This window comes from Nocardioides xinjiangensis (assembly GCF_017916455.1).
GTDB lineage: Bacteria > Actinomycetota > Actinomycetes > Propionibacteriales > Nocardioidaceae > Nocardioides > Nocardioides xinjiangensis.
Genome location: NZ_JAFMSY010000001.1, coordinates 102598 through 127424, shown reverse-complemented (window position 1 = coordinate 127424; position 24827 = coordinate 102598). Strand labels below are relative to the sequence as shown.

Here is a 24827-nt window from a genome sequence, read left to right as displayed (position 1 = left end):
GTGGCCCGCGACACCGCGCAGGCCGCGGTGGCCCTCGGCGGTGGGCACGGGTTGTTCGCGACCCTGTCGGCGCTGCGACGGCTCCACGACGACCTGACCATCGACGACCTCACCGCCGTGGTGACGGTGGCCGACAACGGCGGCTCCTCGGGCCGCCTGCGCGGCGAGTTCGGCGTGCTCCCGCCCGGCGACCTGCGGATGGCGCTCGCGGCGCTGTGCGGCGACGACGAGTGGGGCCGCACGTGGGCGGACGTCGTCCAGCACCGGTTCGCCGGCGAGGGCGAGATGAACGGCCACGTCGTCGGCAACCTCCTGATCGTCGGCCTCTGGGAGCTGATGGGCGACCCCGTGCGCGCCCTGGACTGGGTGGGCCGGCTGCTGGGCGCCCACGGACGGGTGCTGCCGATGGCGACGACCCCGATGGACATCACGGCCCGCGTCCGGGGCGCCGACCCGGCCGAGCCGGGGTCGGTCAGCGTGGTGCGCGGCCAGGTCGAGGTCGCCACCACCGCCGGGCGGATCGAGTCCGTGGCGCTGGTGCCCGAGGCGCCGGAGGCCTGCGCCGAGGCGGTGGAGGCGATCCTGGCCGCCGAGTGGGTGGTGCTGGGGCCGGGCTCGTGGTTCAGCTCGGTCATCCCGCACCTCATGGTCCCCGGGCTGCGCCGGGCGCTCGCCGAGACCGCGGCGCGCCTCGTGGTCGTTCTCAACCTGGAGGCGCAGGCTGGGGAGACCACCGGCTTCGGTCCCGCCGACCACCTCGCCGTCCTCTTCGAGCACGCCCCCGACCTCAGCGTGCACGCCGTCCTCGTCGACGCCTCCGCCCTGGCCGACGACCACCCGCGGCTGGAGAAGGCCGTCGCCGACCGGGGTGCCCGCCTGGTCGTCGCCGACGTCGCCGTCCCCGGTGAGCCGCGTCACGACCCCGAACGTCTCGCCGCGGCGTTCCGCGAGATCGTGGCCGAGGCCTGAGCTGACGGTTCGAGGGTCGTTGACCTGCATGGCAGGATTCGCCCCATGGCAATGACGGCACAGGTCAAGGCGGAGCTCGCCTCGACCCAGATCACCAAGACCTGCTGCCGCAAGGCCGAGGTGGCGTCGATGCTCCGGTTCGCCGGCGGGCTGCACATCGTGAGCGGACGCATCGTCGTCGAGGCCGAGCTCGACACGGGCGCTGCCGCCCGACGCCTCCGCAAGGACATCGCGGAGGTCTACGGCCACCCGTCCGACGTCGTCATGGTGCAGGGCAACGGCATCCGCAAGGGCAGCCGCTACCTCGTCCGGGTGACCAAGGACGGCGAGGCGCTGGCGCGCCAGACCGGGCTCCTCGACCAGCGCGGCCGGCCCGTGCGCGGGCTCCCGCCCGCCGTCGTCAGCGGCGGCGGCTGCGACGCCGTCGCGGCCTGGCGGGGCGCGTTCCTGGCGCACGGCTCGCTCACCGAGCCGGGTCGCTCGTCCTCGCTCGAGATCACCTGCCCCGGTCCCGAGGCCGCGCTGGCGATCGTCGGCGTCGCCCGTCGCCTCGGCATCTCCGCGAAGGCGCGCGAGGTCCGCGGGATCGACCGGGTCGTCATCCGCGACGGCGACGCGATCGGGGCCCTGCTCACCCGGCTCGGTGCCCACGAGTCGCTGATGGCCTGGGAGGAGCGGCGGATGCGTCGCGAGGTCCGGGCCACCGCCAACCGGCTGGCGAACTTCGACGACGCCAACCTGCGCCGTTCGGCGCGGGCCGCGGTCGCTGCGGGCGCGCGCGTCGAGCGCGCCCTGGAGATCCTGGGCGAGGAGATCCCCGACCACCTCCGCCAGGCCGGCCACCTGCGGCTCGAGCACAAGCAGGCCTCGCTCGAGGAGCTGGGCCAGCTGCACGAGCCGGTGCTGACCAAGGACGCCATCGCCGGTCGCATCCGGCGGCTCCTGGCGATGGCCGACAAGCGTGCCGAGGAGCTGGGCATCCCCGACACCGAGGCGTCGCTGACCCCCGAGATGCTCGCCGACGAGGCGTGAGCCGGGAACGACCGGCCTAGCGGGCCTTCTCCCGCAACGACGCGCCGCGCGCACGCCGTACGGTCGCCCAGGCGCTCAGCAGCGCCACCGTGCCCAGCAGGACGGCGACCAGCAGCGCGGTGGCGCTCAGCAGGGCCGGGTCGACGCGAGCGACGACCCGCGGCCACGACGCCTCCTCGACCTGGCCCAGGGTGATCCGGCCGAGCACGATGAGCTGGGCCGCCGCACCTGCGAGCAGGCCCGCGACCGCGGCCGCGCCGAGCACCACGGCCTGCTCCACCGCCACGGACAGCAGCACCGAGCGGCGCCGGACCCCCACGACGCTGAGCGCGGCGGCATCCATCCGGCGCCCGGGCAGCTGGATCGCGGTGGTGACCGCGAGCCCGGCCACGGCCATCAGCAGCACGAGGAGCGCGGCGACCAGGTAGAGCCGCAGCGCCAGGGCGTACGCCGTGCCGTCGAGGCGTTCGCGCTCCTGGGCGTGCAGCCGCTCCACGGTGAGCCCCTCGCGGGCCAGCGCGGTGGACACGCGGCCGGGCGTGTCGGCGGCCGCCAGGACGCGCACCTCGAACTCCTCCTCGTAGACCGTGCGGTTGGTCGTGAGGACGGCGTAGTCGATCAGCACGCCCTCGGGACCGAGGAAGGGGACGCTGTCCGCGACCAGCACGGCCTCGGACGGCGGCGGACCGCCCACCGACGACGTGGCGGCGCCCGCGGCGACCCGGCCCAGCCGGTCCACGGCCTCGCGGCCGGCGACCACGGGGCGCAGGCCGCCGGCACCGGACGTCAGCCCCGCCTTGCCGGTGCCGTCGGCCGTGACGACGAGGCCGTCGCCGGCGACCCGCAGGCCGTCGGCGGCCTGCGCGATGCCCTCGCCGACCAGGTGCCAGGCGCCGCCGGTCAACACCTCGGACGCGGCCGCGCCGTCGACCTCGAGCGGGCCGACGACGTAGTCGCCCACGAGCTCGGTCGGCAGGCCCGCCGGTCCGGCGAGCGCGAGTCCCTCGACCGTGCAGCCGTCGCCGCAGGGGACGCGCTCGGTGGCCGAGGAGGCGCCCGGCGGGAACGGCCCGACGTAGGCGTTGAGGGTGTCGCCGCCGGACGTGCGCAGCCGCACCTCGACGGTGACCTCCTCCGCGGCGCGGGGCACGGTCAGTCCCAGGCGCAGCCGGGAGCCCGTCAGCGCGGGCGGCGACGGCCGGGTGACGAGGGCGACCACGTCGTCGACGTCGTGCCCCGGCGTCCAGGACGGGTCCCACAGCGACGCGGCGGGCAGGCGGGGGACGTCGGCGACGACGTACGTGCCGTCCTGGGCGTTCCAGGTGCCGGTCGCCATCAGCCATCGCCCGTCCGGGTCGAGGCGGTGGGTGAGCGCCACCGCCTCGCGCATCGGCAGCTCGCTCGACCACACCGTGCTGGCCGGCGCCTGCGTGGCGGCCACGCTGGCCCGCCAGGCGGCAGCCGCGTCGAAGGTGCCGGCCCCGAAGGTCACGACCGCGATCGCGATCGTCAGCGGGAGGACGACGAGGGTGCCGACCGCACGCCGCGCGACCGCCCGCACGGCCAGGAAGCCGGCGACCCCGCGGGAAGGCCGCCGGGCGAGCGCGGCCGCGCCCGCGCGTGCACCGCCGGCGGCGGCCAGCCCGAGCACGGCGGCGACGAGCAGCGGGAGCACCAGGTCGGCGGCGTCGGTGGCGCCCCCGGAGGGCCGGGAGAGCGCGGCGACGACCAGGGCGAGGGTGAGTGCCACCAGCACGAGCGCGGCCAGCACGGCCGGCCGTCCGGCCGGACGGGGCCGCGCCTGGCCGCTCAGCTGGTCGGCGAGGGTGCGGGCGAGGACCGCCCGGGTGGACACGACGCACACCGCGACGGCGCAGCCGACGACCGCCACGCACGCGAGCACGGCGTACGCAGGCACCGGCACCGGGACCCCCGGCGGCAGCCAGGCGCGCACCAGCGCCCACGTGAGTCCCGCGCCCGCCGCGACCCCGGCCGGCACCGCGAGGGCGACGAGGAGCAGCGGCTCGCTCAGCGCCAGCAGCCACGTGCGGCGCCGGTCGGCGCCGCGCAGCGAGGCGAGCGCGAGGTCGGGCACCCGCAGCTCGCCGGCGGCCGACGTGAGCCGGCCGAGCAGCGCGAGGGCGACGAGGACGAGCGACACCACGGCGGGCGCGACGGCGAGGAGCGCGGCGCGACGCTCCCGGTCGACGTCGGTGACGATGCCGTCGAGGTCGTTGTTGGAGACCTCGGCGGCGGTGCCGACCCCGAGCTGCTGCGGAGCCGGGTCCTGGGCGGCGCGGCGGGCCAGCTCGGGCAGGTCGGCGGCGTCGAGGTCGGCCGGCACCTCGATGCGGCTGTCGGCCCGGACGAGCAGCAGGTGCGGCGGCAGGCCGGCGAGCTGCTCGGGCACGACGAGGTACGGCGCGGGCCGGCGCGGCACCTCGGTGCCGGTGCGCACGGTCGCCGGCACGGAGGCCAGCCGGCCCGGCTCGAACCAGAAGTCCTCCAGCGCCTCGCGTCGCTCGGCGGCCACGGCGGGACCGGACGGGTAGGCGTAGGTGCCGACGAGGGTCAGCGTGCCGAACGGCTCGCCCAGGTCGATCCGGTCGCCGAGCGCGTGGCCGTCCTCCTCGGCGTCACCGGCCAGCACCGCCACCTCGCCCGGCCCCGACGGGCACCGACCCTCGATGTCGAGGTGGGCGCACGCGTCCGGCTTCGCCATCAGCATCACCTCGCCGAGCGCGCCGGGGGCGAGCACGCGAGCGGTCTCGAGCTGGGCCGACGGCGCGTGCTGGTCCTCGGGCAGGACCAGCTGGGTCAGCGTGTCGTCGAGGAGGGCGCCCGGGTCGTCGGTGCCGCGGCTGGGTCGCACCTCCCACGTGCGCCCCGTCAGGGCGTTGCGCTCCTCGGCGAGGCGGGTGACGGCGTACGCGTTGCCGACGGCCGCGGCGAAGGCGGGGCCCAGCACGGCCGAGCCGAGCGCCACGACCAGCAGCAGAAGGGTGCCCACCGACAACAGGGAGCGCGACCGGAGTCCGTCGAGCGCTACCCGGATCACGGCGCCACCTCCTCGCGCAGGCGCGCGGGGCGGCTCGCACGGTCGGGGACGCGGTCGGTCCACCACGCGATGGCCCCCGCCAGCGTCGTCGCCACGGCCCCGGCGAGGAGCACGGCGAGGGCGCGGGGGCCGGTGTCGAGCGGCAGCTGCCCGGGACCGGTCGCGAGCACGGGCAGCGCGCCGGAGAGGGTCACGACCACGAGCAGGGTCGCGGCGACGGTGGCCAGCCCGGCGGCGAGGGCCACCGCGAGGGCCTGCAGGCGGCCGGCTGCGCGCTGGTCGGCCCGACGGACGCCGACCAGGCGCAGGACCGCGCGCTCGTGCGCGCGCTCGCCCCGCAGTCGTGCGGCCGGGAGCAGGACGGCCAGGAGCCCCAGCAGCGTCCCGCCGGCGGCGAGCAGCGTGAACCGCGTCGCGACCCCCCGGTCCGCCGCTTCGACGACGTCGCGGGAGAGCTCGGTGCCCACTCGCGGCGCGCCGATCCCGGCCAGCACGTCGGCCGGGGTGTCGGCCCGCGCCAGCACGAGCGGCTCGGCGCGGGCGACGGTGCCGGTGCCCGGCAGCAGCGAGGTCGGCAGGTCGAGCACGCTGCCCGCGGCCCCGACGACGGGGAGGGCCTCCGCGGTGTCGAGCACCCGTGCGGGTCGCGCCATGCCGCCGGTGGTCGGCGCCTCGGGGGCCTCGGACCACTCCACGGTCTGGGTGGCGAGGAGCGGAGCGGCCCACGGCGAGCGGTCGGTGGTGAGGTAGCTGGTGCCGGCGCTGCTCGGCCGGACGCGGAGCCGCGCCGGCGAGGCGGTGATCTCGCCCGGGGGCCGGTCGTCGGGCTCGGCGAGCACCCACGGACGGGCGAGCAGGTCGAGCCCCCCGAGGTCGAGCGCGGTCACGTCGAGCGCGGGTCGCCGGCACCGAGGCTGGGCCCAGGTGTCGGGGTTGCACGGGACGCCGATGGCGACCTCCAGGCCTGTCACGCGGCACCCGGTCTCGCAGCGGGTCAGGGCGGCCGACACCGTCGTCGGCGTGCCGGGCACCGGGCGGGCGAAGACGGTCTGGCGGCCCGCACCGGAGGGGCTCACCGTGAGCACGTCGAGCCGCAACGGACGCGGACGCGGGCCGTCGAGGGCGAGGCGGACGGTCAGGCGCCGTCCACTCGTGGCGGGCTCGGGCTCGGTCCCGGCGGCCGCGGCGGCGAGGTCGCTCACCTGCTGGGAGCCATCGGCCGCGACGGTCCCGTCCAGGCGGTCGCCGACCACCCGCTCGTAGCGCGTGGCGTCGAGGTAGACCCGGCGCGAGACCGGCCGGTCGTCCTCGAAGACCCGGACGGCCGCCATCAGCCACCTGCCGTCCGGGTCCGCCGTGCGGGTCGCCTCCAGGACCGCATCGGCGGATCCGTCGAAGGGCACGACGAGGGGTGCGGCGGACGTGACGAGCCTGGTGTCGCGCGCCCAGTCACCGACGGCCAGGGCGGTGTTCGCGGCGCAGCCGAGGAGCACGGCCGACCCGACCAGGACGGCCAGCCCGGCCGTGGCGCGGGACGGCGCGAGTCGATGACCCGCGAGCGACGGGCCGAGCGCGGGGCGTCCGGCGAGCCGGCGGGCGACCAGCCGCACCGTCGTGGTCGCGAGCAGCCCGGCCGCGAGCCCGACCACGACCGGGGCGGTGAACGCCCAGGCGTCCGGCACCGTCGAGGAGCGGCGCAGCAGCGCCACGACCGCGGCCACCGCGACGGTCACGGGCACCAGCGCCGCGAGGGTGCCGGACCGGCGGGCCCGCTCGCCGCCGGCGGGTCGGAGCAGGTAGGGCAGCGGTCCGCGCAGGGCGACCAGCATCGCGGTGACGACGGTGGCCGTGGCGGCGAGCCACACCGTGAGGAGCAGGCCCGGAGAGGGACGCCCGGCGCCGGCGGCCACGGGAACGGCCACCCCGGCGGCGCCGCCGAGGACGGCGGTCAGCAGCGGCTCGGCCACCAGCGCGCTCGCCCACCGGGGCCCCCGGCGGCCGTGCAGCCGCAGCAGGGCCGCCTCCTGCCGGCGCGCGGCGCCGAGCGCCGTGCCCGCGCCGGGGAGCACCCCGGAGGCCAGCACGGCGAGGGGGACCAGGAGCGCCCGGCTGCCGCTGCCGTCGGCGAGCACCGACGCGGCTGTCACGAGGGCGATCGCGGCGGCGACGGGCAGGTGCGTCCCCCGCCGGGTCCACCACCCGGCCACCGCGCGTGAGGTCATGCGAGCCGGCCCTCGTCGATCGCGACGTGGTGGTCGGCCGCCTCGACGATGGCCGGGTCGTGGGTGGCGATGACCACCACGCAGCCGCGCTCCGCCTCCGCACGCAGCGCGCCGAGGACGACCGCGACGTTGCCCTGGTCGAGCTCGCTGGTCGGCTCGTCGGCGAGCAGCACGGGAGCGCCGACGACGAGGCCGCGGGCGCAGGCCACCCGCTGCATCTGGCCCCCGGAGAGCTCCTCGACCTGCCGGTCGCCGAGGTCGGCGATGTCGAAGCGGGCGAGCGCCGCCTCGGCGCGGTCGGAGGCGTCGGACCACGGCGTGCCGCGGGCGCGCAGCGCGATGGCGACGTTCTCGCGCGCGGAGAGGATGGGGACGAGGCCGTAGACCTGGAGCACGAACGCGATCTCGGGCGGCGGGTCGCCGTCGCCCTGCCACGTCTCCTGGCCGCGGTACGTCGCCGTGCCCGCGGTCGGCGCGACGAGGCCGCCCGCCACCGAGAGCAGCGTGGTCTTCCCCGACCCGCTCGGTCCCGAGAGGGCCGTGACCTTCCCGGCCGGGAACGTCACGGAGACGTCGTCGAGGAGCATCGGCCCGGGCCGGTAGCTCACGTGGTCGAGGACCAGGTCGCCGGCGGCGCTCATCGCACGCCGTCCTGGGGGATGCCGGTCTCGTCCGCGGGATGGGAGATCACGATCCTCCGCGGCTCGGCCTCGACGCGGACCAACGTGCCCGGGGGCCACTGCGCGGACAGGTGCGAGGGCAGGTGCAGCACGCCCTCGGTGCCGATGACGGCGTACTCGGCGCCGTGGTGCCCCTCCGAGCCGACGCGGCCGCCCTTCATCGTCACCGTCCGGGGGAACGTCGCAGCGACCTCCGGCTGGTGGGTGACGACCACGACGGTGGTGCCGAAGTCGCGGTTGAGGTCGTGGAGCAGCCCCACCACGGCGTCGCGGTCGGCGTGCGAGAGCTGGCTGGTGGGCTCGTCGGCGAGGAGCAGACCGGGTGTCGTGGCGATGGCGCACGCCAGGGCCAGGCGCTGGCGCTGGCCGCCGGAGAGCGTGCTCACCACCTGGTCGGCCTGGTCGGTCAGCCCGACCCGGTCGAGCAGGTCGAACACGGCCGGCGCCCGGGTGGCCTCCTCCGCGGTCATCCCGACCCGGGCGAACTCGATGTTGCGCCGCGCCGACGTGTAGGGGAGGAGGTTGCGCGTGGCTCCCTGCAGCATCGTGGCCACGCGGCGTGCGCGGAGCCGGGCGAGGTGCCGTTCGCCCATGCGGGAGATGTCGTCGTCGCCGAGGAGGATGCGCCCGGCGCTGGGTCGCTGGATGCCGCCGAGCAGCGCGAGGAGGGTGGACTTGCCCGACCCGCTGGGTCCGAGGAACGCGACCCGCTCCCCGGGCGCGATCTCGAGGTCGACGCCCTGCAGCGCCACCACGTCGTGCCCCTCGAAGGTGCGGTACAGGTGCACCACGCCCGAGCACCGGACGCCGATGCCGCCCCCGTCCTGCACGCGAGTCCCCCCGTAGCCGCCTCGGTCCGCTACCCCGCCCGTGCCGGAGTGCGGGGGACATCATGCACCCCCGGCCGAGCGGGTCGCCACCGACGCATCGCCGCCCGCGGCCGCCCCGGCGCGCCCGCTGAGGCGTCGCGGCGATCCCCGGTTACCCGTCCGTACCGCGGGAGACTCCGGGCCGGGGCCCTCGCGGCTACCGATAGGGTCGGTGACGGTCACCGAAGGCCAGAGTCGTCGACGGGGTCACCGAAGGCCCCACACCTAGGAGACATGCACATGACCGTTCGCGTAGGCATCAACGGCTTCGGCCGCATCGGCCGCAACTTCTTCCGCGCCGTCCGCGCCTCCGGCGCCGACATCGAGATCGTCGGCGTCAACGACCTGACCGACAACGCGTCCCTGGCGCACCTGCTCAAGTTCGACTCGATCCTGGGACGTCTCGACGCCGACGTGTCGAGCGACGAGTCCTCGATCAAGGTCGGCGACCAGACCATCCACGCGTTCGCCGAGCGCGACCCGTCCGCCCTCAAGTGGGGTGACATCGGCGCCGACGTCGTCGTCGAGTCCACCGGCTTCTTCACCGACGCGACCAAGGCGAAGGCCCACGTCGACGCCGGAGCCAAGAAGGTCATCATCTCCGCGCCGGCCTCCAACGAGGACATCACCATCGTGATGGGCGTGAACCACGAGCTCTACGACGGGTCCGCGCACACCGTCATCTCGAACGCCTCGTGCACCACGAACTGCCTGGCGCCCATGGCGAAGGCCCTCAACGACGGCCTCGGCATCAACAAGGGCCTGATGACCACCATCCACGCCTACACCGCCGACCAGAACCTCCAGGACAACATCCACAAGGACCCGCGCCGCGCCCGCGCCGCCGCCCTCAACATCGTGCCGACCTCGACCGGCGCCGCGAAGGCCATCGGCCTGGTGCTGCCCGAGCTCAAGGGCAAGCTCGACGGCTACGCGCTGCGCGTCCCGACCCCGACCGGCTCGCTCACCGACCTCTCGTTCGAGGCCTCGCGCGAGACCTCGGTCGACGAGGTCAACGAGATCGTCAAGGCGGCCGCGGACGGCAGGTACCTCCGCTACTCCACCGACCCGATCGTCTCCTCCGACATCGTCACCGACCCGGCGTCCTGCATCTTCGACGCGCCGCTGACCAAGGTCATCGGCAACCAGGTCAAGGTCGCCGGGTGGTACGACAACGAGTGGGGCTACTCCAACCGCCTCGCCGACCTGATCACCTACATCGGCGAGACGCTCTGACGTCGATGGTCGACCACACCGCAGGCATCGAGTCGCTGGGTGACCTGAGGGGCAGGCGCGTCCTGGTCCGCTCGGACCTCAACGTGCCCCTCGACGGCACCTCCATCACCGACGACGGCCGCATCCGGGCGAGCGTGCCGACGCTCCGGCAGCTGTCCGACGCGGGGGCCCGGGTGATCGTCACCGCCCACCTGGGCCGCCCGGACGGCTCACCCGACCCGAGGTACTCGCTGCGCCCGGTCGCCGAGCGGCTCTCCGAGCTGCTCGGGCGGCCGGTCGCGTTCGCGACCGACACCGTCGGCGCGAGCGCCAGCGAGACGGTCGAGGGCCTCGCCGACGGTGACGTCGCCCTGCTGGAGAACGTCCGGTTCAACGCCGGCGAGACCAGCAAGGACGACGCGGCCCGGGGCGCGTTCGCCGACGAGCTCGCCGCCCTGGCCGACGCCTTCGTCTCCGACGGCTTCGGCGTGGTCCACCGCAAGCAGGCCAGCGTGTACGACGTCGCGCAGCGGCTGCCCTCCGCCATGGGCGGGCTGGTCGCGGCCGAGGTCGACGTGCTGCGCCGGCTCACCGAGCACCCCGACCGCCCCTACGTCGTGGTGCTCGGCGGCTCCAAGGTCTCCGACAAGCTCGGCGTCATCGACAACCTGATCGACAAGGCCGACAGGCTGCTCATCGGCGGCGGCATGGTGTTCACCTTCCTCAAGGCCCAGGGCCACGAGGTCGGCAGGAGCCTGCTCGAGGACGACCAGCTCGACACCTGCACCCGCTATCTCACCGAGGCGGCGGACCGCGGCGTGGAGATCGTGCTCCCGACCGACGTGGTGGTCGACACGGCGTTCCCGTCGGGCGACCGCGAGCCGCGACCCCGGGTCGTGCCCGCCTCGGAGATCCCGGTCGACGCGCTGGGGCTCGACATCGGGCCCGAGTCGTCCGCCGCGTTCGCGACGGCGCTGGCCGACGCCCGCACCGTGTTCTGGAACGGTCCGATGGGCGTGTTCGAGGTCGAGGCGTTCGCCGAGGGCACCCGCGCCGTCGCCGAGGCGCTCACGAAGGTCGACGGCCTGTCCGTGGTCGGCGGCGGCGACTCCGCCGCGGCCGTGCGCCAGCTCGGCTTCGACGAGGCCGCGTTCGGCCACATCTCCACCGGCGGCGGCGCGTCGCTGGAGTTCCTGGAGGGCAAGCAGCTCCCGGGCATCGCCGTACTCGAGAAGGACTGACACGTGGCAGAGCGCACCCCGCTGATGGCGGGCAACTGGAAGATGAACCTCAACCACCAGGAAGCGGTGGTGCTGGTCCAGAAGCTCGCGTGGACGTTGTCGGACAAGCGGCACGACTACGGCAAGGTCGAGGTCGTCGTGGTGCCGCCGTTCACCGACATCCGCTCGGTGCAGACGCTCGTCGACGGCGACCGCCTCGCGATCCGCTACGGCGCGCAGGACGTCTCCGTGCACGACGAGGGCGCGTACACCGGCGAGATCTCGGCGGCGATGCTGGCCAAGCTGGGCTGCTCCTACGTCGTGGTCGGGCACTCCGAGCGCCGGATGTACCACAACGAGAGCGACGAGCTGGTCAACGCCAAGGCCCACAAGGCGCTGCACGCCGGGATGACCCCAATCGTGTGCGTCGGCGAGGGACTCGACGTACGCCAGGCCGGGGAGCACGTCCCGTTCACGCTGACCCAGGTGGACGGCTCGCTCGACGGGTTCACCGCCGAGCAGGTCGCCGGCCTGGTCGTGGCCTACGAGCCCGTGTGGGCCATCGGCACCGGCGAGGTGGCCACCCCCGACGACGCGCAGGAGGTCTGTGCGGCCATCCGCGCGCGGGTCCGCGAGGTCCACGGCGACGCGGCCGCGGACGGCCTCCGCATCCTCTACGGCGGGTCCGTCAAGGCCGCGAACGTCGGCGGGATCATGGAGAAGCCGGACGTCGACGGGTGCCTCGTCGGGGGCGCCAGCCTGCAGGTCGACGAGTTCGGCGGCATCTGCCGGTTCTACGACATGCCCGTGCTGTGAGGCGCTCGCCGATCCGCGGGCGACGTGACGTAGGCTTCCGCTCGTGATTCTGCTCTTCACCATCCTGCTCGTCGCATCGAGCGCGATCATGATCCTGCTGGTCCTGCTGCACAAGGGCCGCGGAGGCGGCCTGTCCGACATGTTCGGCGGTGGTGTCTCGAGCAGCCTGGGGGGATCGTCGGTGGCGGAGCGCAACCTCGACCGGTTCACGATCGGCATCGGCGTCATCTGGTTCGCCTGCATCGTCGCCCTGGGCCTGCTCATGGCCTACCAGGGCAACTGACCCCCCTCTGAAGTTCGACCGAAGGAGTCCCTCGTGGCTGGTGGTGGAGGAAACGCAATCCGGGGCAGCCGGGTCGGGGCCGGTCCCATGGGCGAGGCCGAGCGCGGCGAGGCCGCTCCGCGGCAGACCGTCACCTACTTCTGCAGTCACGACCACCGCTCGGTCGTGACCTTCGCGATCGAGGCGGCCGTGCCCGAGTCGTGGGACTGCCCCAAGTGCGGTCTGCCGGCCAGCCTGGACAGCGAGAACCCGCCGCCGGCGCCGAAGATCGAGCCCTACAAGACGCACCTCGCCTACGTGAAGGAGCGGCGCAGCGAGACCGAGGCGGCCGACATCCTCGACGAGGCCGTCGCGCTGCTGCGCAGCCGCCGCAAGGCCGGCGAGATCATCTTCTGACCGCGCGCCCGCGCGCCCGCGCGACAGCGCGAGTGGGCGCGGGTGTCCCGCGCTAGGGCGCCGAGTGGGCGCGAGTGTCCCGCGCGTCACCGCCGGTCCCGTGCTCGACGTACGCCCGCCAGGATGATGTCGTCGAGCGTCGAGTTGCGCGCGTAGACGTCCGGGGTCCAGACCGGAGCGATCTCCCAGCCGGCGTCGCGGTCGAGCCAACGCAGGCGCTTCTCGTCCCGCGCTTCGGCTCGTGCTCCGGTGTGCCACTCGCGCCCCTGGAACTCGACACCGAACCTGATCTCCTCGTTGCCCACGTCGATGAGGGCGACGTTGGTCCCTGAGCGCACCTCGACCTGCGGCTCGGGCGGTGGCACGGGCAGTTGCTTCCACCGCCATCGCACGACCGTCTCGCCGCCGGACTGCGAGCGGCCGTCCGTGTGCGGAGCGACCGTACGCAGCGTGGTGACCCACCGCATGCCGGCGAAGCGATCGACGGCGTGCACGAGCTCGGGGACGGTGAACGTGCCGAGCCGGTGGAGCGCATCCAGCGCGGTGAGCGCGGGCTCCGGCCATCGCTGCCGGCCGAGGTCGAGCGCCGTCCGCAGCGGCGTCGTCATCCGGACGCCTCGTACGACGACGAGGTCCTCGTCGCGGAACGTACGCTGACCGCTCGCGACCAGCTTGTTGCGCAGCCGTCCCCGCCCGTCCGGGAGGTACATGGCGATGGGCTGGGTGCCGAGGTGCTCGTTCGGGAGCAGCAGCATGTCGGCGCCGTGCGCCCATCCGGCGTGCCGGTCGACCAGCACGGCGTCAGGCGGCACCACCAGGCGAAGGACGGCGATCCGCGTGGCGATGTCGTCCGCCAGCTGGGCAGGGACGAAGCAGTTGCGGATCGGGTTGCGGAGGAGCCCGGCGCCGGTCAGCGCAGGTAGCCACTTCCGCGGGAGCCCGGCGTCCAGCGCCGATCGCGTGGTGAAGGGACCGTCCAACGGGAGAGGGAAGCTGTCGTCGAGGTACGGCAGCTCGAGCCACGCGCGCAGGTTCATGACGACATCCCTGCCCGCGGGGGAAGCCGGGCACTCCGGTCCGTCACTGCCTGTGGACAGGCCGGGACGTTCGCGCCGACTCGGTGCGCTCAGACGCGACGTTCGCGCCGACTCGGCCGCTCGCGCCGGGACATCCGCGCCGACTCGGTCGGTCACGCGGAACGTTCGCGCCGACTCGAGCGCGCACGCGGGACGTTCGCGCCCACTCCGGAGCGCCCGGGCGGGACCCTCGCGCCCACTCGGCGGTCCGAGACGGGATGCCCGCGCCTACTCGAGCGTCACAGACGGGAGGCGGCGTCCTCGTCGAGCCACCAGACGGTCTCCTCGCCCCGCGCGCCGCGCGCCGGGGTCTCGGTGACCGAACCGTCCTCCGCGAGCGCCTGCGCGACCGCCTCGGCCTTGCCGGCGCCGCTCGCGATGAACCACACCGAGCGCGACCGTGCGATCGCCTCGAACGTGAGCGAGACGCGGTCCGGGGGCGGCTTCGGCGAGTCGTGGACGGCGACCGCGACGGCGTCGCGGACCTCGAGCGCCGGGTGCCCCGGGAAGAGCGAGGCGCAGTGACCGTCGGGGCCGATGCCGAGCATCATCACCTCGAAGGAGCCAGCACCGTGCTCGCGCAGGGCGGCGTCGTAGGCGGCTGCGGCGTCCTCGGCCGTCGCCACCTGGTCGCTCGCGGGCACCTCGTGGACGTTGGCCGGGTCGACGGGGACGTGGACGAGCAGTGCCTCCCGCGCCTGACCGGCGTTGCGGTCGGGCGAGCCGGCGGGCACGAAGCGCTCGTCGCCCCACCAGAACACCACGCGCGACCAGTCCACGGACGAGTCCGGCGCGCGGCGTGCCAGCTCGCGGTGCAGCGCCTCGGCGATCGTTCCGCCGGTGAGGCCGACGTGGGGCACCTCGCCACGGGCCTGGGCCGCCTCGAGCCGCTCGAGGAGCGCGGACGCCACGTCGCCGACGAGGACGTCCGCGTCCTGGTGCCGCCGCACCTCGGGGGCGCCGCTCACTTGTTCCCCCGCAGCTCGACCAGGCGCCGTGCCGTGGCCGCGTAGACGTCGTCCTCGTCGAGGCGCCGCAGCTCCTCGGCCAGCAGGGCCGGGACCTCGCGGCGCTTGAGCGCCACCGGACGGTCGGGGCGGTGGGGGGAGGAGAACGTCGCCAGCCGGCCGTCGGCACGGGAGATGCGGATCGGTCCCTCCTCGGTGTCCATGCTGACCTCGGTGATGCCGGGCCCGTCGGAGTGCCCGCGGTCGACCTCGACCTCCAGCCGGTCGGTCAGCCAGGCGACGAGCAGGTCGGCGCTGGGGCTCACCCGCTCGGCCGTGACCTTGGCGCCGGTGACGTGGAGGGGGTGCTGGTCGAGCGCGGCGGCGAGGAGCGCGCGCCACGGCGTCAGCCGCGTCCAGCTCAGGTCGGTGTTCCCGGGCGCGTAGGCGCGACACTGGTTCAGCATCGCCGTGCTCTTGCGCTGCGAGGCGGCGGCGGAGTCGGTGATGCGGCGCTGGGCCAGCGCGCCCAGGGGGTCGGCCGCAGGGTCGGTCGGCGCCGTCGTGGGCCACCAGATGGCGACGGGGGAGTCGGGGAGCAGCAGGGGCAGCACGACCGACTCCGCGTGGTCGACGACCTCGCCCTCGAGGCGGATCAGCGCGGTCTCGCCGCCCCATCCGTCCCCGCTGCCCACCTGCGCACTGACGCGGGCGGCGCCGCGCGTCTCGCCCAGGATCACGCCCAGCACGCGGGACGGGTGCTCGCGGGAGGCACGCTTCGCCGCGAACATCGCCTCCTCGGCGTCCTCCTCGGGGGCGACGATGATCAGCGTCATCACCATCCCCATGGCCGGGCTCCCGGCGCGAGTGCGCGCCCGGACGAACTCCGCGGCGATCTTCGAGGCGTTGGTGTCGGTGAGCTCGATCATGCCGGGATCCCCTCGGTGGTGTTCGGCGGAGGAGCGGAGCGGCGGAGGCGAGGAGCAGCGTGGGGTGAGGTCATGTCAGGGCCTCCTCCACGTACGCCCGTCGCGGGCGAGCATCGCCACGGCGGACTCGGGTCCCCAGGTGCCGGACTCGTACGGCTCGGGCCGGCCGTCCTTCTCCCAGTGGGCGATGACCGGGTCGAGCAGCTTCCAGGACAGCTCGACCTCCTCGTGGCGCGGGAACAGGGGCGGGTCGCCGAGCAGCACGTCGAGGATCAGCCGCTCGTAGGCCTCGGCGCTCGCCTCGGTGAACGAGCCGCCGTAGGCGAAGTCCATGTTGACGTCGCGGATCTCCATCGCCGTCCCGGGCACCTTGGAGCCGAACCGCATCGTCAGGCCCTCGTCGGGCTGCACCCTGATGACGAGGGCGTTCTGCGTGAGGTCCTCGGTGGCGGTCGAGGTGAACGGCAGGTGCGGCGCGCGCTTGAAGACCACGGCCACCTCGGTGACCCGCCTGCCGAGCCGCTTGCCGGTGCGCAGGTAGAACGGCACGCCCGCCCACCGCCGGGTCTCCACGTGCACGGTGATCGCGGCGAACGTCTCGGTCGCCGAGTCCTTGGCGATGCCCTCCTCGTCGGTGAAGCCGATGACCTTCTCGCCCCCGGCCCAGCCGGCGGTGTACTGCCCGCGCGCCGTGGTGGTGTCGAGCCGCGCCGGCAGCTGGGCGGAGGCCAGCACCTTCTGCTTCTCCAGCCGGAGGCTCTCTGCGTCGAAGGCCACCGGCTCCTCCATCGCGACGAGGGCCATCAGCTGGAGCAGGTGGTTCTGGATGACGTCGCGAGCGGCGCCGATCCCGTCGTAGTAGCCGGCGCGGCCGCCGATGCCGATGTCCTCGGCCATGGTGATCTGCACGTGGTCGACGTAGTTGGCGTTCCAGATCGGCTCGAACATGTTGTTGGCGAAGCGCATCGCCAGGATGTTCTGCACCGTCTCCTTGCCGAGGTAGTGGTCGATGCGGAACACCGACCCGGACGGGAACACCCCGGCGAGGGTCTCGTTGAGCTCGCGCGCGGACTCCAGGTCGTGGCCGAACGGCTTCTCGACCACGACGCGGCGCCACTGCTCGGGACCCGGGTCGGCGAGGCCGTGCTCCTTGAGCTGTCCCACCACGGTGCCGAAGAACGCCGGCGGGATCGCGAGGTAGAACGCCATGTTGCCGCCGGTGCCGCGCAGCTCGTCGAGCTCCTGCACGGTGCGGCGCAGCTGGTCGAACGCCTCGTCGTCGTCGAAGTTGCCCGAGACGAAGCGGAAGCCCTCGGACAGCTGCTTCCAGACCTCCTCGCGGAACGGCGTGCGCGCGTGCTCCTTGACCGCGTCGTGCACGATCTGCGCGAAGTCCTGGTCCTCCCAGTCACGACGGGCGAAGCCGACCAGGCTGAAGCCCGGGGGCAGCAGCCCGCGGTTCGCGAGGTCGTAGATCGCCGGCATCACCTTCTTGCGCGACAGGTCCCCGGTGACGCCGAACAGCACCATGCCGCAGGGACCGGCGATGCGCGGGAGCCGCCGGTCCTGCGGGTCGCGGAGGGGGTTGGCGGGACTCATCGGCCTCGGTTCTCCTGGTAGTAGCGGATGAGGGACTGGGTGGAGGGGTCCTGCTCGGCAGCGACCTCCGCGTCGCCGGCCACGGCCGGCCGCAGCTCCTGGGCGAGCTGCTTGCCGAGCTCGACGCCCCACTGGTCGAAGCTGTCGATGCCCCAGACCGCGCCCTCGACGAACGTGATGTGCTCGTAGAGCGCCACCAGCTGGCCCAGCACGCCCGGCGTGAGCTCGGGGGCCATGATCGAGGTCGTCGGCCGGTTGCCGGGGAAGGTCCGCGCGGACACCAGGTCCTCGGCCACGCCCTCGGCACGCACCTCGTCCGCCGTCCTGCCGAAGGCCAGCGCCTTGGTCTGGGCGAGGAAGTTCGCCAGGAACAGCTCGTGGACGTCGGTGTCACCGTCGGTGAGGGCGTACGCCGGCCGCGCGAAGGCGATGAAGTCGGCCGGCACGAGCCGGGTGCCCTGGTGGATGAGCTGGTAGAAGGCGTGCTGGCCGTTGGTGCCGGGCTCGCCCCAGAACACCTCCCCGGTGTCGTAGCCGACCGCCTCGCCGTCCCAGCGCACGCCCTTGCCGTTGGACTCCATCGTGAGCTGCTGGAGGTAGGCGGGGAAGCGGTGGAGGAGCTGGGCGTAGGGGAGGACAGCATGGGTGTGGGCACCGAGGAAGTTGGTGTACCAGACGTTGAGCAGGCCCATCTTGAGCGGCACGTTGGCCGCGTCGGGGGCGGTGCGGAAGTGCTCGTCCATGGCGTGGAAGCCGGCCAGCATCTCGGTGAACCGCTCGGGTCCGATCGCGACCATGAGCGAGAGCCCGATCGCGGAGTCCATCGAGTAGCGGCCACCCACCCAGTCCCAGAACCCGAACGCGTTGTCGGGATCGATGCCGAAGTCGGCGACCTTGTCGAGCGCGGTGGAGACGGCGACGAAGTGCTGCGCCACCGCGGCGGACGGGTCGGTGCCGGCGGGCAGCCGCTCCAGCAGCCACGCCTTGCACAGCCGCGCGTTGGTGAGCGTCTCCAGGGTCCCGAAGGTCTTGCTCGAGACGATGAAGAGGGTGGTCTCGGGGTCGAGGCCCTTCAGCTCCTGCCCGGCGTCGGTCGGGTCGATGTTGCTGATGAACCGGCAGCTGAGTCCTTCCTGCCGGTAGGGCTCGAGCGCCTCGTAGGCCATCACCGGCCCGAGGTCCGAGCCGCCGATCCCGATGTTGACCACCGTCGCGATGCGCCTGCCGGTGGCGCCCGTCCAGTCACCGGAGCGCACCCGCTCGGCGAAGTCGTACGCGCGGGCGAGCACCTCGTGCACCTCGGGGACGACGTCGTGGCCGTCGACGACGAGCGACGCGCCGGCCGGGAGCCGGAGCGCGGTGTGGAGCACCGCCCGGTCCTCGGTGACGTTGACGTGCTCGCCGGCGAACATCGCCCGTCGGCGGCCGTGGAGGTCGACCTCCTCGGCGAGCGCGAGCAGCGCCGCCTCCACCTCGTCGTCGAACAGGTTCTTCGACAGGTCGACGTGGAGGTCGGCGGCGACCAGGGTCTGCTGCTCGACCCAGGCCGGGGTCAGGGTGGAGCGCAGGTCCGGCCGAGGGGCCGCTGCGAGCCCCGCCAGCCGCGTCCAGGCCGTCGTCGTGGTCGGGTCGACGGGCCCGGTGCTCATGCGCGGGCGGAGTCGAGGGACGCCGACAGCGTCGACTGCAGCTCGTCCCAGGCGGTGACGAACTTGTCGACACCCTCCTTGATGAGGGCCTCGATCACGTCGTCGTAGTCGATCCCCGCCTCGGCGAGCGCGTGCATGTGGGCGTGGGCGTCGTCGTAGAAGGGCCGCACCCGGTCGCCGCGCACCTCGCCGTGGTCGGCGACGGCGTCCAGGGTCTTCTCGGGCATCGTGTTGACGGTGCCCTCGACGACGAGGTCGACGACGTACATCGTGTCGTCGTAGTCGGGGTTCTTGACGCCGGTCGAGGCCCACAGCGGGCGCTGCCTGCGGGCGCCCTTGGCGGCCAGCGCCTCCCAGCGCTCGCCGGTGAAGAACTCCTCGTACATCTGGAACGCCAGCCGCGCGTTGGCGACGCCGGCCTTGCCCCGCAGCGAGGGGTCGGTGCCCGGGCCCTCGCTGACCGCCTCGAGGCGCTTGTCGATCTCGGTGTCGACGCGGGAGACGAAGAAGGAGGCGACGGAGTGGATGCCGGCGAGGTCGTGGCCGTTGTCGGCGGCCCGCTCGAGCCCGGTCACGTAGGCCTCCATGACGTTGCGGTACTGCTCGAGGCCGAAGATCAGCGTGACGTTGACCGAGATGCCGGCGGCGAGGGTCTCGGTGATGGCGGGCCACCCCTCCTTGGTGCCGGGGATCTTGATCATCACGTTGGGCTCGCCGACGGTCTCGTGGAGGACCGCCGCCTCCTTCACCGTCTCGGCGGTGTCGTGGGCCAGGCCGGGGGAGACCTCGATCGACACGCGGCCGTCGACGCCGTCGGTCGCGTCGAACACCGGGCGCATGACCTTGCACGCCTCGCGGACGTCGTCGGTGGTGATGACCAGCGTCGCCTGGTCGACGTCGGCGCCCTCGGCGGCGAGCTGGCGCACCTGCGCGTCGTAGCGCTCGCCGTCGGCCAGCGCCGACTGGAAGATCGCCGGGTTGGAGGTCACGCCGACGACGTGCTTGTCCCGCACCAGGTCGGCGAGGTTGCCGGTCTCGAGCCGCTCGCGGGACAGGTCGTCGAGCCAGATGGACACCCCGGCGTCAGCCAGGGCCTTGAGACGGTCGGACATGTGTGCCTCCTGGTGGTGGGTCGGTCGGGCCGCGGGGGCTCAGTCGGTGAGCGTCCGCAGGCTGTCGCGGGCGGCGTTGGCCACCGCCTCGCCGGTGATGTCGAACTCCTGGTAGATCCGGGCGTAGTCGGCCGAGGCCCCGTAGTGGTCGATGGACACGATGCGGCCGTGGTCGCCGACGTACTCGCGCCAGCCGAGCTTCACGCCGGCCTCGACGGACACGCGGGCCTTGACCGCCGGCGGCAGCACCGTCTCCCGGTAGGCCTCCTCCTGCTCCTCGAACCACTCCAGGCAGGGCAGCGACACCACGCGGGCGCGGATGCCGTCGGCGGCGAGCAGGTCGCGGGCCGCGACCGCCACCTGCACCTCCGAGCCGGTGCCCATCAAGATCACGTCGGGGTCGCCGCCGTCGACGTCGAGGAGGACGTAGCCGCCGCGGTGCACGTTGGAGGTGTCGCTCCAGTGCTCACCGGTCTCGGGGTCCTTCCCGCGGGGGAAGACCGGGACGTTCTGGCGGGTCAGGGCGATGCCGGCCGGGCGGTCGGTGCGCCGGAGCACCGCGTGCCACGCAGCGGCGGTCTCGTTGGCGTCCGCGGGTCGCACGACGTCGAGGCCCGGGATCGCGCGCAGGGCAGCGAGGTGCTCGATCGGCTGGTGGGTCGGGCCGTCCTCGCCGAGCCCGATGGAGTCGTGCGTCCACACGTAGGTGACCGGGAGCCCCATGAGCGCGGCGAGCCGCACCGAGCCGCGCATGTAGTCGGAGAACGTGAGGAACGTGCCGCCGAAGACCCGGGTGCCGCCGTGGAGCGCGATGCCGTTGAGGATGCCGCCCATGCCGTGCTCGCGGATGCCGAAGTGGAGCACGCGCCCGGCGAGCGGGTCGCCGGTCCACTGGTCGGTCGACCGGCTCGCGGGGATGAAGGACGGGGCGTCCTCGATGGTGGTGTTGTTGGACTCGGCCAGGTCGGCGGAGCCGCCCCACAGCTCGGGCATGATGCCGGCGACGGCGTTGATCACCGCGCCGGAGGCCTTGCGCGTGGCGACGCCCTTCGGGTCCGCCTCGAACGTCGGCAGCGCCTCGGCCAGCCCCTCGGGGAGCGCCCGCGTCTGCATGCGCTCGAAGGTCGCCAGCACGTCGGCCGGGGCGGCGGCCTGCCACGCCTCGAAGCGCTCCTGCCAGGCCGCCTGGGCCTCCTTCCCGCGCTCGACCAGCGACCGGGTGCGGGTGATGACCTCGTCGGGCACCTCGAAGTGCTGCTCCGGGTCGAACCCGAGGATCTGCTTGGTGGCCGCGACCTCCTCGGCGCCGAGCGCGGAGCCGTGGGACTTGCCCGTGCCCTGGGCGTTGGGTGCCGGCCAGGCGATGACCGTGTGGAGGACGATCAGGCTGGGGCGGTCGGTGACCTCGGCCGCGGCGCGGACTGCGGCGTAGAGCTCGGGGACGTCCTCGACGTAGTCGCTGCCCCCATTGGTCCAGTCGACGTGCTGCACGTGCCAGCCGTAGGCCTCGTAGCGCGCACCGACGTCCTCGGTGAAGGCGACGTCGGTGTCGCCCTCGATGGAGATCTGGTTGGCGTCGTAGATCATCGTCAGGTTGCCGAGCTGCTGCGTGCCCGCGAGCGACGAGGCCTCCGCGCTGACGCCCTCCTCGAGGTCGCCGTCGGAGCAGATGGCGTAGACGTGGTGGGTGAAAGGCGACTCGGCCTCGGCGGTGCTGGGGTCGAGCAGGCCGCGCTCGCGGCGGGCCGCCATGGCCATGCCGACGGCGTTGGCGACGCCCTGTCCCAGCGGGCCGGTCGTGGTCTCGACGCCGGCCGTGTGGCCGTGCTCGGGGTGACCGGGCGTCTTGCTGCCCCACGTGCGCAGCGAGCGGAGGTCCTCGACCTCGAGGCCGAACCCGCCGAGGAACAGCTGGGTGTAGAGGGTGATCGAGCTGTGCCCGGCCGAGAGGACGAACCGGTCCCGACCGGTCCAGTGCGGGTCCGCCGGGTTGTGCCGCATGACCTTCTGGAACAGCAGGTAGGCGGCCGGCGCCAGGCTCATGGCCGTGCCAGGGTGGCCGTTGCCGACCTTCTGGACCGCGTCCATCGCCAGGACCCTGGCCGTGTCGACCGCCCGGCGGTCGACGTCGTCCCACTCGAGCGTGGCGGGCAGGGCGGGGTTGTCGGTCAACGCAGTTCCTCTCGGACGTCATGCAGGTGGGGTGCAGCCAGGAGTGCCAGGCAGCGCCGGTGGAGCACAGGTGCGGTGCAGCCAGGATCACAGGTGCGCGTCGGTGGCCTCGACTGCGAGCCTAGCGCCGTCGCCGAGTAGACTCGACAACGCCCGAGGGTCGTCCCGGACGCCGGAAATCCGGCTGCTCATGTCCTCCGGTTCCCACCCGCTCGCGTCCCATCCGCTCCGCCACCCGAGGTTTCCACGTGTCCCACGCCGGCCCGCACGCTGCTGCGTCCGACCGGCAGTCGACCGGTGACGAGGGTGCGCTCGAGGGGCCGAAGACCTGGCGGGACGTCGTCGCGGCGTACGTCGGCCTCACCAAGCCGCGCGTGATCGAGCTGCTGCTGCTGACCACGGTGCCGGTGATGTTCTTCGCCGAGCGGGGCATCCCGGCCCTGGGACTGGTCGCCGCCACGGTCGTGGGCGGTGCGCTCTCGGCCGGTTCCGCCTCGGCCTACAACTGCGTCTACGACCGCGACATCGACGAGCAGATGCGTCGGACGCGGCGCCGCGCGCTCCCGCGACACATCGTCTCGCCGAGCTCCGCGCTCGTGTTCGCGACGGTGCTCGCCGTGCTGTCGACGATCGTGCTGGGCCTGTGGGTCAACTGGCTGTCGGCGGGGCTGTCGGTGCTGGCCAACGCGTTCTACGTCGTCGTCTACACCATGGTGCTCAAGCGCCGCACCACCCAGAACATCGTCTGGGGTGGGCTGGCCGGCTGCTTCCCGGCCCTGATCGGCTGGACGGCCGTCACCGGCGAGCTGGCATGGACGCCGGTCGTGCTGTTCCTCGTGGTGTTCTTCTGGACCCCGCCCCACACGTGGGCGCTGGCGCTGCGCTACCGGGAGGACTACCGCAACGTCGACGTGCCCATGCTCCCGGTGGTCAAGCCCGCCGCGGAGGTGGGGCGTCAGGTGGTCCTCTACAGCTGGGTGATGGTGGCGACCTCCCTGGTGCTGTGGCCGGTCGCCGGCACGAGCCTCGTCTACCCGGTGGCGGCGGCCGTGCTGGGTGCCGTCTTCCTCGTCGAGGCGCACCGCATGTGGAGCCGTACGAAGGCCTCCGACGTGCTCGGTGAGATCAACCCGATGCGCCTGTTCCACACCTCGAACCTCTACCTTTCCCTCCTTTTCGTCGCTGTTGCCCTGGATCCTCTGCTCGGTCGCTAGCGCATCCCGAAGGATTCGTCAGGCGACCGGGTGAATACATAGAGCATCTTGAGGCAACCTCCCGGGCTCGGTCCTCCCGGACGGCGTTGAATCGCGGGATGGGGAGGCAGTGGGCATCCCCCGAGGGACGTGGGGGTTCGGCAGCATGAAATCAGCACCGCAACACCGTCTCGGCGACGAGACCCGGGGGCAGGTCGCAGGACGGACGTCCTCCCTGAACCGCACCGTGTCGAGAGTGATCACGCTGGTCCTGGCGGTCGGCTTCGCGGTCGTCGGGATCGCGGGCGCCGCCAACGCGCACCACAACACCATCACGGGCTCCGTGGCGTGCAAGGACGGCGGCGGGTGGGCCGTCACCTGGACCGTCGTCAACAGCGAGCCGATCAGCGAGACGATCACGTACTCCAGCCGGGGCGTCGTGCCCGCCGGCACGACGCTGAGCGGTCACCAGACGCGCACGTTCACCGAGACGGTGACGACCAAGCCCACCGAGCCGCTGACCCTGAGGCTGACGGCGAAGTGGGACAACGGCTACACCAGGACCAACTCCGGCAGTGTCGCTGTCGCCAAGTTCACCGACAAGTGCGACGTCAAGATCGTCGAGCCGCCGACCGTGCCGGTGCTCGACCCGTGCGGCCCGAACAACGCGACCTACGGCTCGGTGCCGTCGGGCCCGTGGACGTACGTGATCAACGGCAACGGCAGCATCACGATCACCGCGAACCCGGGCCACCAGTTCCCCGGTGGCACGACGACGGTGACGTTGCCTCCGCCGACCGACAGCAACCAGCCGTGCCCGCCGACCACGGTCCAGCCCCCGACCGTGCCGGTCGTGGACCCGTGCGGCCCGAACAACGCGACCTACGGCCCGGTGCCGTCGGGCCCGTGGACGTACGTGATCAACGGCAACGGCAGCATCACGATCACCGCGAACCCGGGCCACCAGTTCCCCGGGGGCACGACGACGGTCACCTTGCCTCCGCCGAGCGACAGCAACGTGCCCTGCCCCGTGACGCCGCCGGTGAACCCGCCCGTCAACCCGCCGGTGCTCACCCCGCCGGTGGTCGTTCCGCCGGAGGTGCTGCCCGCGCAGGTGCGGGTGGTGCGGGCGCAGGCGCGCAAGATCGACAAGTGCGGCCGCAGCGGTGACCGGTTCAGGGTCGCCGAGCGCTCCGGCGTCATCTACAAGTCCCGCGGCAAGGTCCTGCGCGAGGGCACGTGGCTCAGGGCGACGACCCGGTCGATCACCGTCCGTGCCTACGCCGCCGACGCGACCTTCCGGCTCGAGGGCAAGCAGGTGTGGCGGATGACCTTCAGCACTCGGCCCTGCGCGAGTGCCCCGGAGATCGCGCCCAACACCGGAATGTGA

At 73.5% G+C, this 24827-nt stretch carries 20 protein-coding genes; 9 read left to right on the top strand and 11 right to left on the bottom strand.

The genetic code is table 11. The annotated features are described in order from the left end of the window. Both J3P38_RS00640 and whiA read left to right on the top strand, forming a co-directional pair. Nucleotides 1-969 (top strand): gluconeogenesis factor YvcK family protein, encoded by a 969-nt coding sequence (locus J3P38_RS00640; RefSeq protein WP_210437665.1) that lies wholly within the window; start codon nt 1-3, stop codon nt 967-969. A 45-nt stretch (nt 970-1014) separates the two neighbouring features. After that, nucleotides 1015-2001 carry a DNA-binding protein WhiA gene (gene whiA, locus J3P38_RS00635; RefSeq protein ID WP_210502358.1) on the top strand — a complete coding sequence of 329 codons (987 nt, stop codon included), beginning with the start codon at nt 1015-1017 and terminating at the stop codon, nt 1999-2001. A 16-nt stretch (nt 2002-2017) separates the two neighbouring features. On the opposite strand, the gene J3P38_RS00630 is transcribed toward whiA, so the two are convergent. The 4 genes from J3P38_RS00630 to J3P38_RS00615 are packed head-to-tail and all read right to left on the bottom strand — an operon-like array spanning nt 2018 to nt 8791. Continuing rightward, entirely contained in the window at nt 2018-5011 is a 2994-nt protein-coding gene (locus J3P38_RS00630; RefSeq protein ID WP_210502357.1) for an FtsX-like permease family protein, read from the bottom strand. 44 nt (nt 5012-5055) lie between these two features. Next, nucleotides 5056-7281 carry a hypothetical protein gene (locus J3P38_RS00625; protein ID WP_210502356.1) on the bottom strand — a complete coding sequence of 742 codons (2226 nt, stop codon included), beginning with the start codon at nt 7279-7281 and terminating at the stop codon, nt 5056-5058. Next, nucleotides 7278-7922, bottom strand: coding sequence for an ABC transporter ATP-binding protein (locus tag J3P38_RS00620; RefSeq protein WP_210502355.1), 645 nt, complete (start codon nt 7920-7922; stop codon nt 7278-7280). Before J3P38_RS00620 ends, J3P38_RS00625 begins: the two co-directional genes overlap by 4 nt. Beyond that, a complete protein-coding gene (locus J3P38_RS00615; RefSeq protein WP_307807620.1) occupies nt 7919-8791 on the bottom strand; it encodes an ABC transporter ATP-binding protein in 873 nt (290 codons plus the stop codon). Before J3P38_RS00615 ends, J3P38_RS00620 begins: the two co-directional genes overlap by 4 nt. A 279-nt stretch (nt 8792-9070) precedes the next feature. On the opposite strand from J3P38_RS00615, the gene gap reads away from it, so the two are divergent. From gap to J3P38_RS00590, 5 genes are read left to right on the top strand one after another with little or no spacing between them, the layout of a single operon-like run. Further along, nucleotides 9071-10066: a type I glyceraldehyde-3-phosphate dehydrogenase gene (gap, locus tag J3P38_RS00610; RefSeq protein WP_210437652.1), complete on the top strand. Its 996-nt coding sequence runs from the start codon at nt 9071-9073 to the stop codon at nt 10064-10066. A gap of 5 nt (nt 10067-10071) precedes the next feature. Next, nucleotides 10072-11286 (top strand): phosphoglycerate kinase, encoded by a 1215-nt coding sequence (locus J3P38_RS00605; protein ID WP_210502354.1) that lies wholly within the window; start codon nt 10072-10074, stop codon nt 11284-11286. A 24-nt stretch (nt 11287-11310) separates the two neighbouring features. After that, nucleotides 11311-12081 (top strand): triose-phosphate isomerase, encoded by a 771-nt coding sequence (gene tpiA / locus J3P38_RS00600; protein ID WP_210440564.1) that lies wholly within the window; start codon nt 11311-11313, stop codon nt 12079-12081. Nucleotides 12082-12124: 43 nt separating this feature from the next. After that, entirely contained in the window at nt 12125-12364 is a 240-nt protein-coding gene (secG, locus tag J3P38_RS00595) for a preprotein translocase subunit SecG (RefSeq protein WP_210437649.1), read from the top strand. A 33-nt stretch (nt 12365-12397) separates the two neighbouring features. Further along, a complete protein-coding gene (locus J3P38_RS00590; RefSeq protein WP_210437648.1) occupies nt 12398-12760 on the top strand; it encodes an RNA polymerase-binding protein RbpA in 363 nt (120 codons plus the stop codon). An 86-nt stretch (nt 12761-12846) separates the two neighbouring features. Here J3P38_RS00590 and J3P38_RS00585 read toward each other — a convergent pair whose 3' ends face one another. The 7 genes from J3P38_RS00585 to tkt all read right to left on the bottom strand — a co-directional run bounded on the left by J3P38_RS00585 (nt 12847) and on the right by tkt (nt 22226). Continuing rightward, nucleotides 12847-13797 carry a hypothetical protein gene (locus J3P38_RS00585; RefSeq protein WP_210437647.1) on the bottom strand — a complete coding sequence of 317 codons (951 nt, stop codon included), beginning with the start codon at nt 13795-13797 and terminating at the stop codon, nt 12847-12849. Between the two features lie 278 nt (nt 13798-14075). Beyond that, nucleotides 14076-14804, bottom strand: coding sequence for a 6-phosphogluconolactonase (pgl, locus tag J3P38_RS00580; RefSeq protein WP_210502353.1), 729 nt, complete (start codon nt 14802-14804; stop codon nt 14076-14078). Beyond that, nucleotides 14801-15712: a glucose-6-phosphate dehydrogenase assembly protein OpcA gene (locus tag J3P38_RS00575; RefSeq protein ID WP_210502352.1), complete on the bottom strand. Its 912-nt coding sequence runs from the start codon at nt 15710-15712 to the stop codon at nt 14801-14803. Before J3P38_RS00575 ends, pgl begins: the two co-directional genes overlap by 4 nt. 75 nt (nt 15713-15787) lie before the next feature. Next, on the bottom strand, nt 15788-17311 hold the full coding sequence (zwf, locus tag J3P38_RS00570; RefSeq protein ID WP_210437631.1) for a glucose-6-phosphate dehydrogenase: 1524 nt from the start codon (nt 17309-17311) through the stop codon (nt 15788-15790). Then, entirely contained in the window at nt 17308-18960 is a 1653-nt protein-coding gene (gene pgi / locus J3P38_RS00565) for a glucose-6-phosphate isomerase (RefSeq protein ID WP_210502351.1), read from the bottom strand. The genes zwf and pgi overlap by 4 nt, the downstream gene beginning before the upstream one ends. Further along, nucleotides 18957-20072: a transaldolase gene (tal, locus tag J3P38_RS00560; protein WP_210502350.1), complete on the bottom strand. Its 1116-nt coding sequence runs from the start codon at nt 20070-20072 to the stop codon at nt 18957-18959. Before tal ends, pgi begins: the two co-directional genes overlap by 4 nt. Nucleotides 20073-20111: 39 nt before the next feature. After that, nucleotides 20112-22226: a transketolase gene (gene tkt / locus J3P38_RS00555; protein ID WP_246855676.1), complete on the bottom strand. Its 2115-nt coding sequence runs from the start codon at nt 22224-22226 to the stop codon at nt 20112-20114. A gap of 266 nt (nt 22227-22492) precedes the next feature. Here tkt and J3P38_RS00550 point away from each other — a divergent pair, with 266 nt between their 5' ends. Further along, nucleotides 22493-23458: a heme o synthase gene (locus tag J3P38_RS00550; protein WP_210502348.1), complete on the top strand. Its 966-nt coding sequence runs from the start codon at nt 22493-22495 to the stop codon at nt 23456-23458. A gap of 235 nt (nt 23459-23693) precedes the next feature. Continuing rightward, complete coding sequence (locus J3P38_RS00545; RefSeq protein ID WP_210502347.1) at nt 23694-24827, top strand: hypothetical protein; 1134 nt, start codon at nt 23694-23696, stop codon at nt 24825-24827.

Excerpts from the sequence above, each read along its gene's own strand:
- J3P38_RS00605 (WP_210502354.1), top strand. The coding sequence starts at position 10,072 with ATGGTCGACCACACCGCAGGCATCGAGTCGCTGGGTGACCTGAGGGGC.
- tpiA (WP_210440564.1), top strand. The coding sequence starts at position 11,311 with ATGGCGGGCAACTGGAAGATGAACCTCAACCACCAGGAAGCGGTGGTG.
- gap (WP_210437652.1), top strand. The coding sequence starts at position 9,071 with ATGACCGTTCGCGTAGGCATCAACGGCTTCGGCCGCATCGGCCGCAAC.
- J3P38_RS00585 (WP_210437647.1), bottom strand. The coding sequence starts at position 13,797 with ATGAACCTGCGCGCGTGGCTCGAGCTGCCGTACCTCGACGACAGCTTC.
- J3P38_RS00620 (WP_210502355.1), bottom strand. The coding sequence starts at position 7,922 with ATGAGCGCCGCCGGCGACCTGGTCCTCGACCACGTGAGCTACCGGCCC.
- whiA (WP_210502358.1), top strand. The coding sequence starts at position 1,015 with ATGGCAATGACGGCACAGGTCAAGGCGGAGCTCGCCTCGACCCAGATC.
- zwf (WP_210437631.1), bottom strand. The coding sequence starts at position 17,311 with ATGAGTCCCGCCAACCCCCTCCGCGACCCGCAGGACCGGCGGCTCCCG.
- J3P38_RS00625 (WP_210502356.1), bottom strand. The coding sequence starts at position 7,281 with ATGACCTCACGCGCGGTGGCCGGGTGGTGGACCCGGCGGGGGACGCAC.
- pgi (WP_210502351.1), bottom strand. The coding sequence starts at position 18,960 with ATGAGCACCGGGCCCGTCGACCCGACCACGACGACGGCCTGGACGCGG.
- J3P38_RS00575 (WP_210502352.1), bottom strand. The coding sequence starts at position 15,712 with ATGATCGAGCTCACCGACACCAACGCCTCGAAGATCGCCGCGGAGTTC.
- tal (WP_210502350.1), bottom strand. The coding sequence starts at position 20,072 with ATGTCCGACCGTCTCAAGGCCCTGGCTGACGCCGGGGTGTCCATCTGG.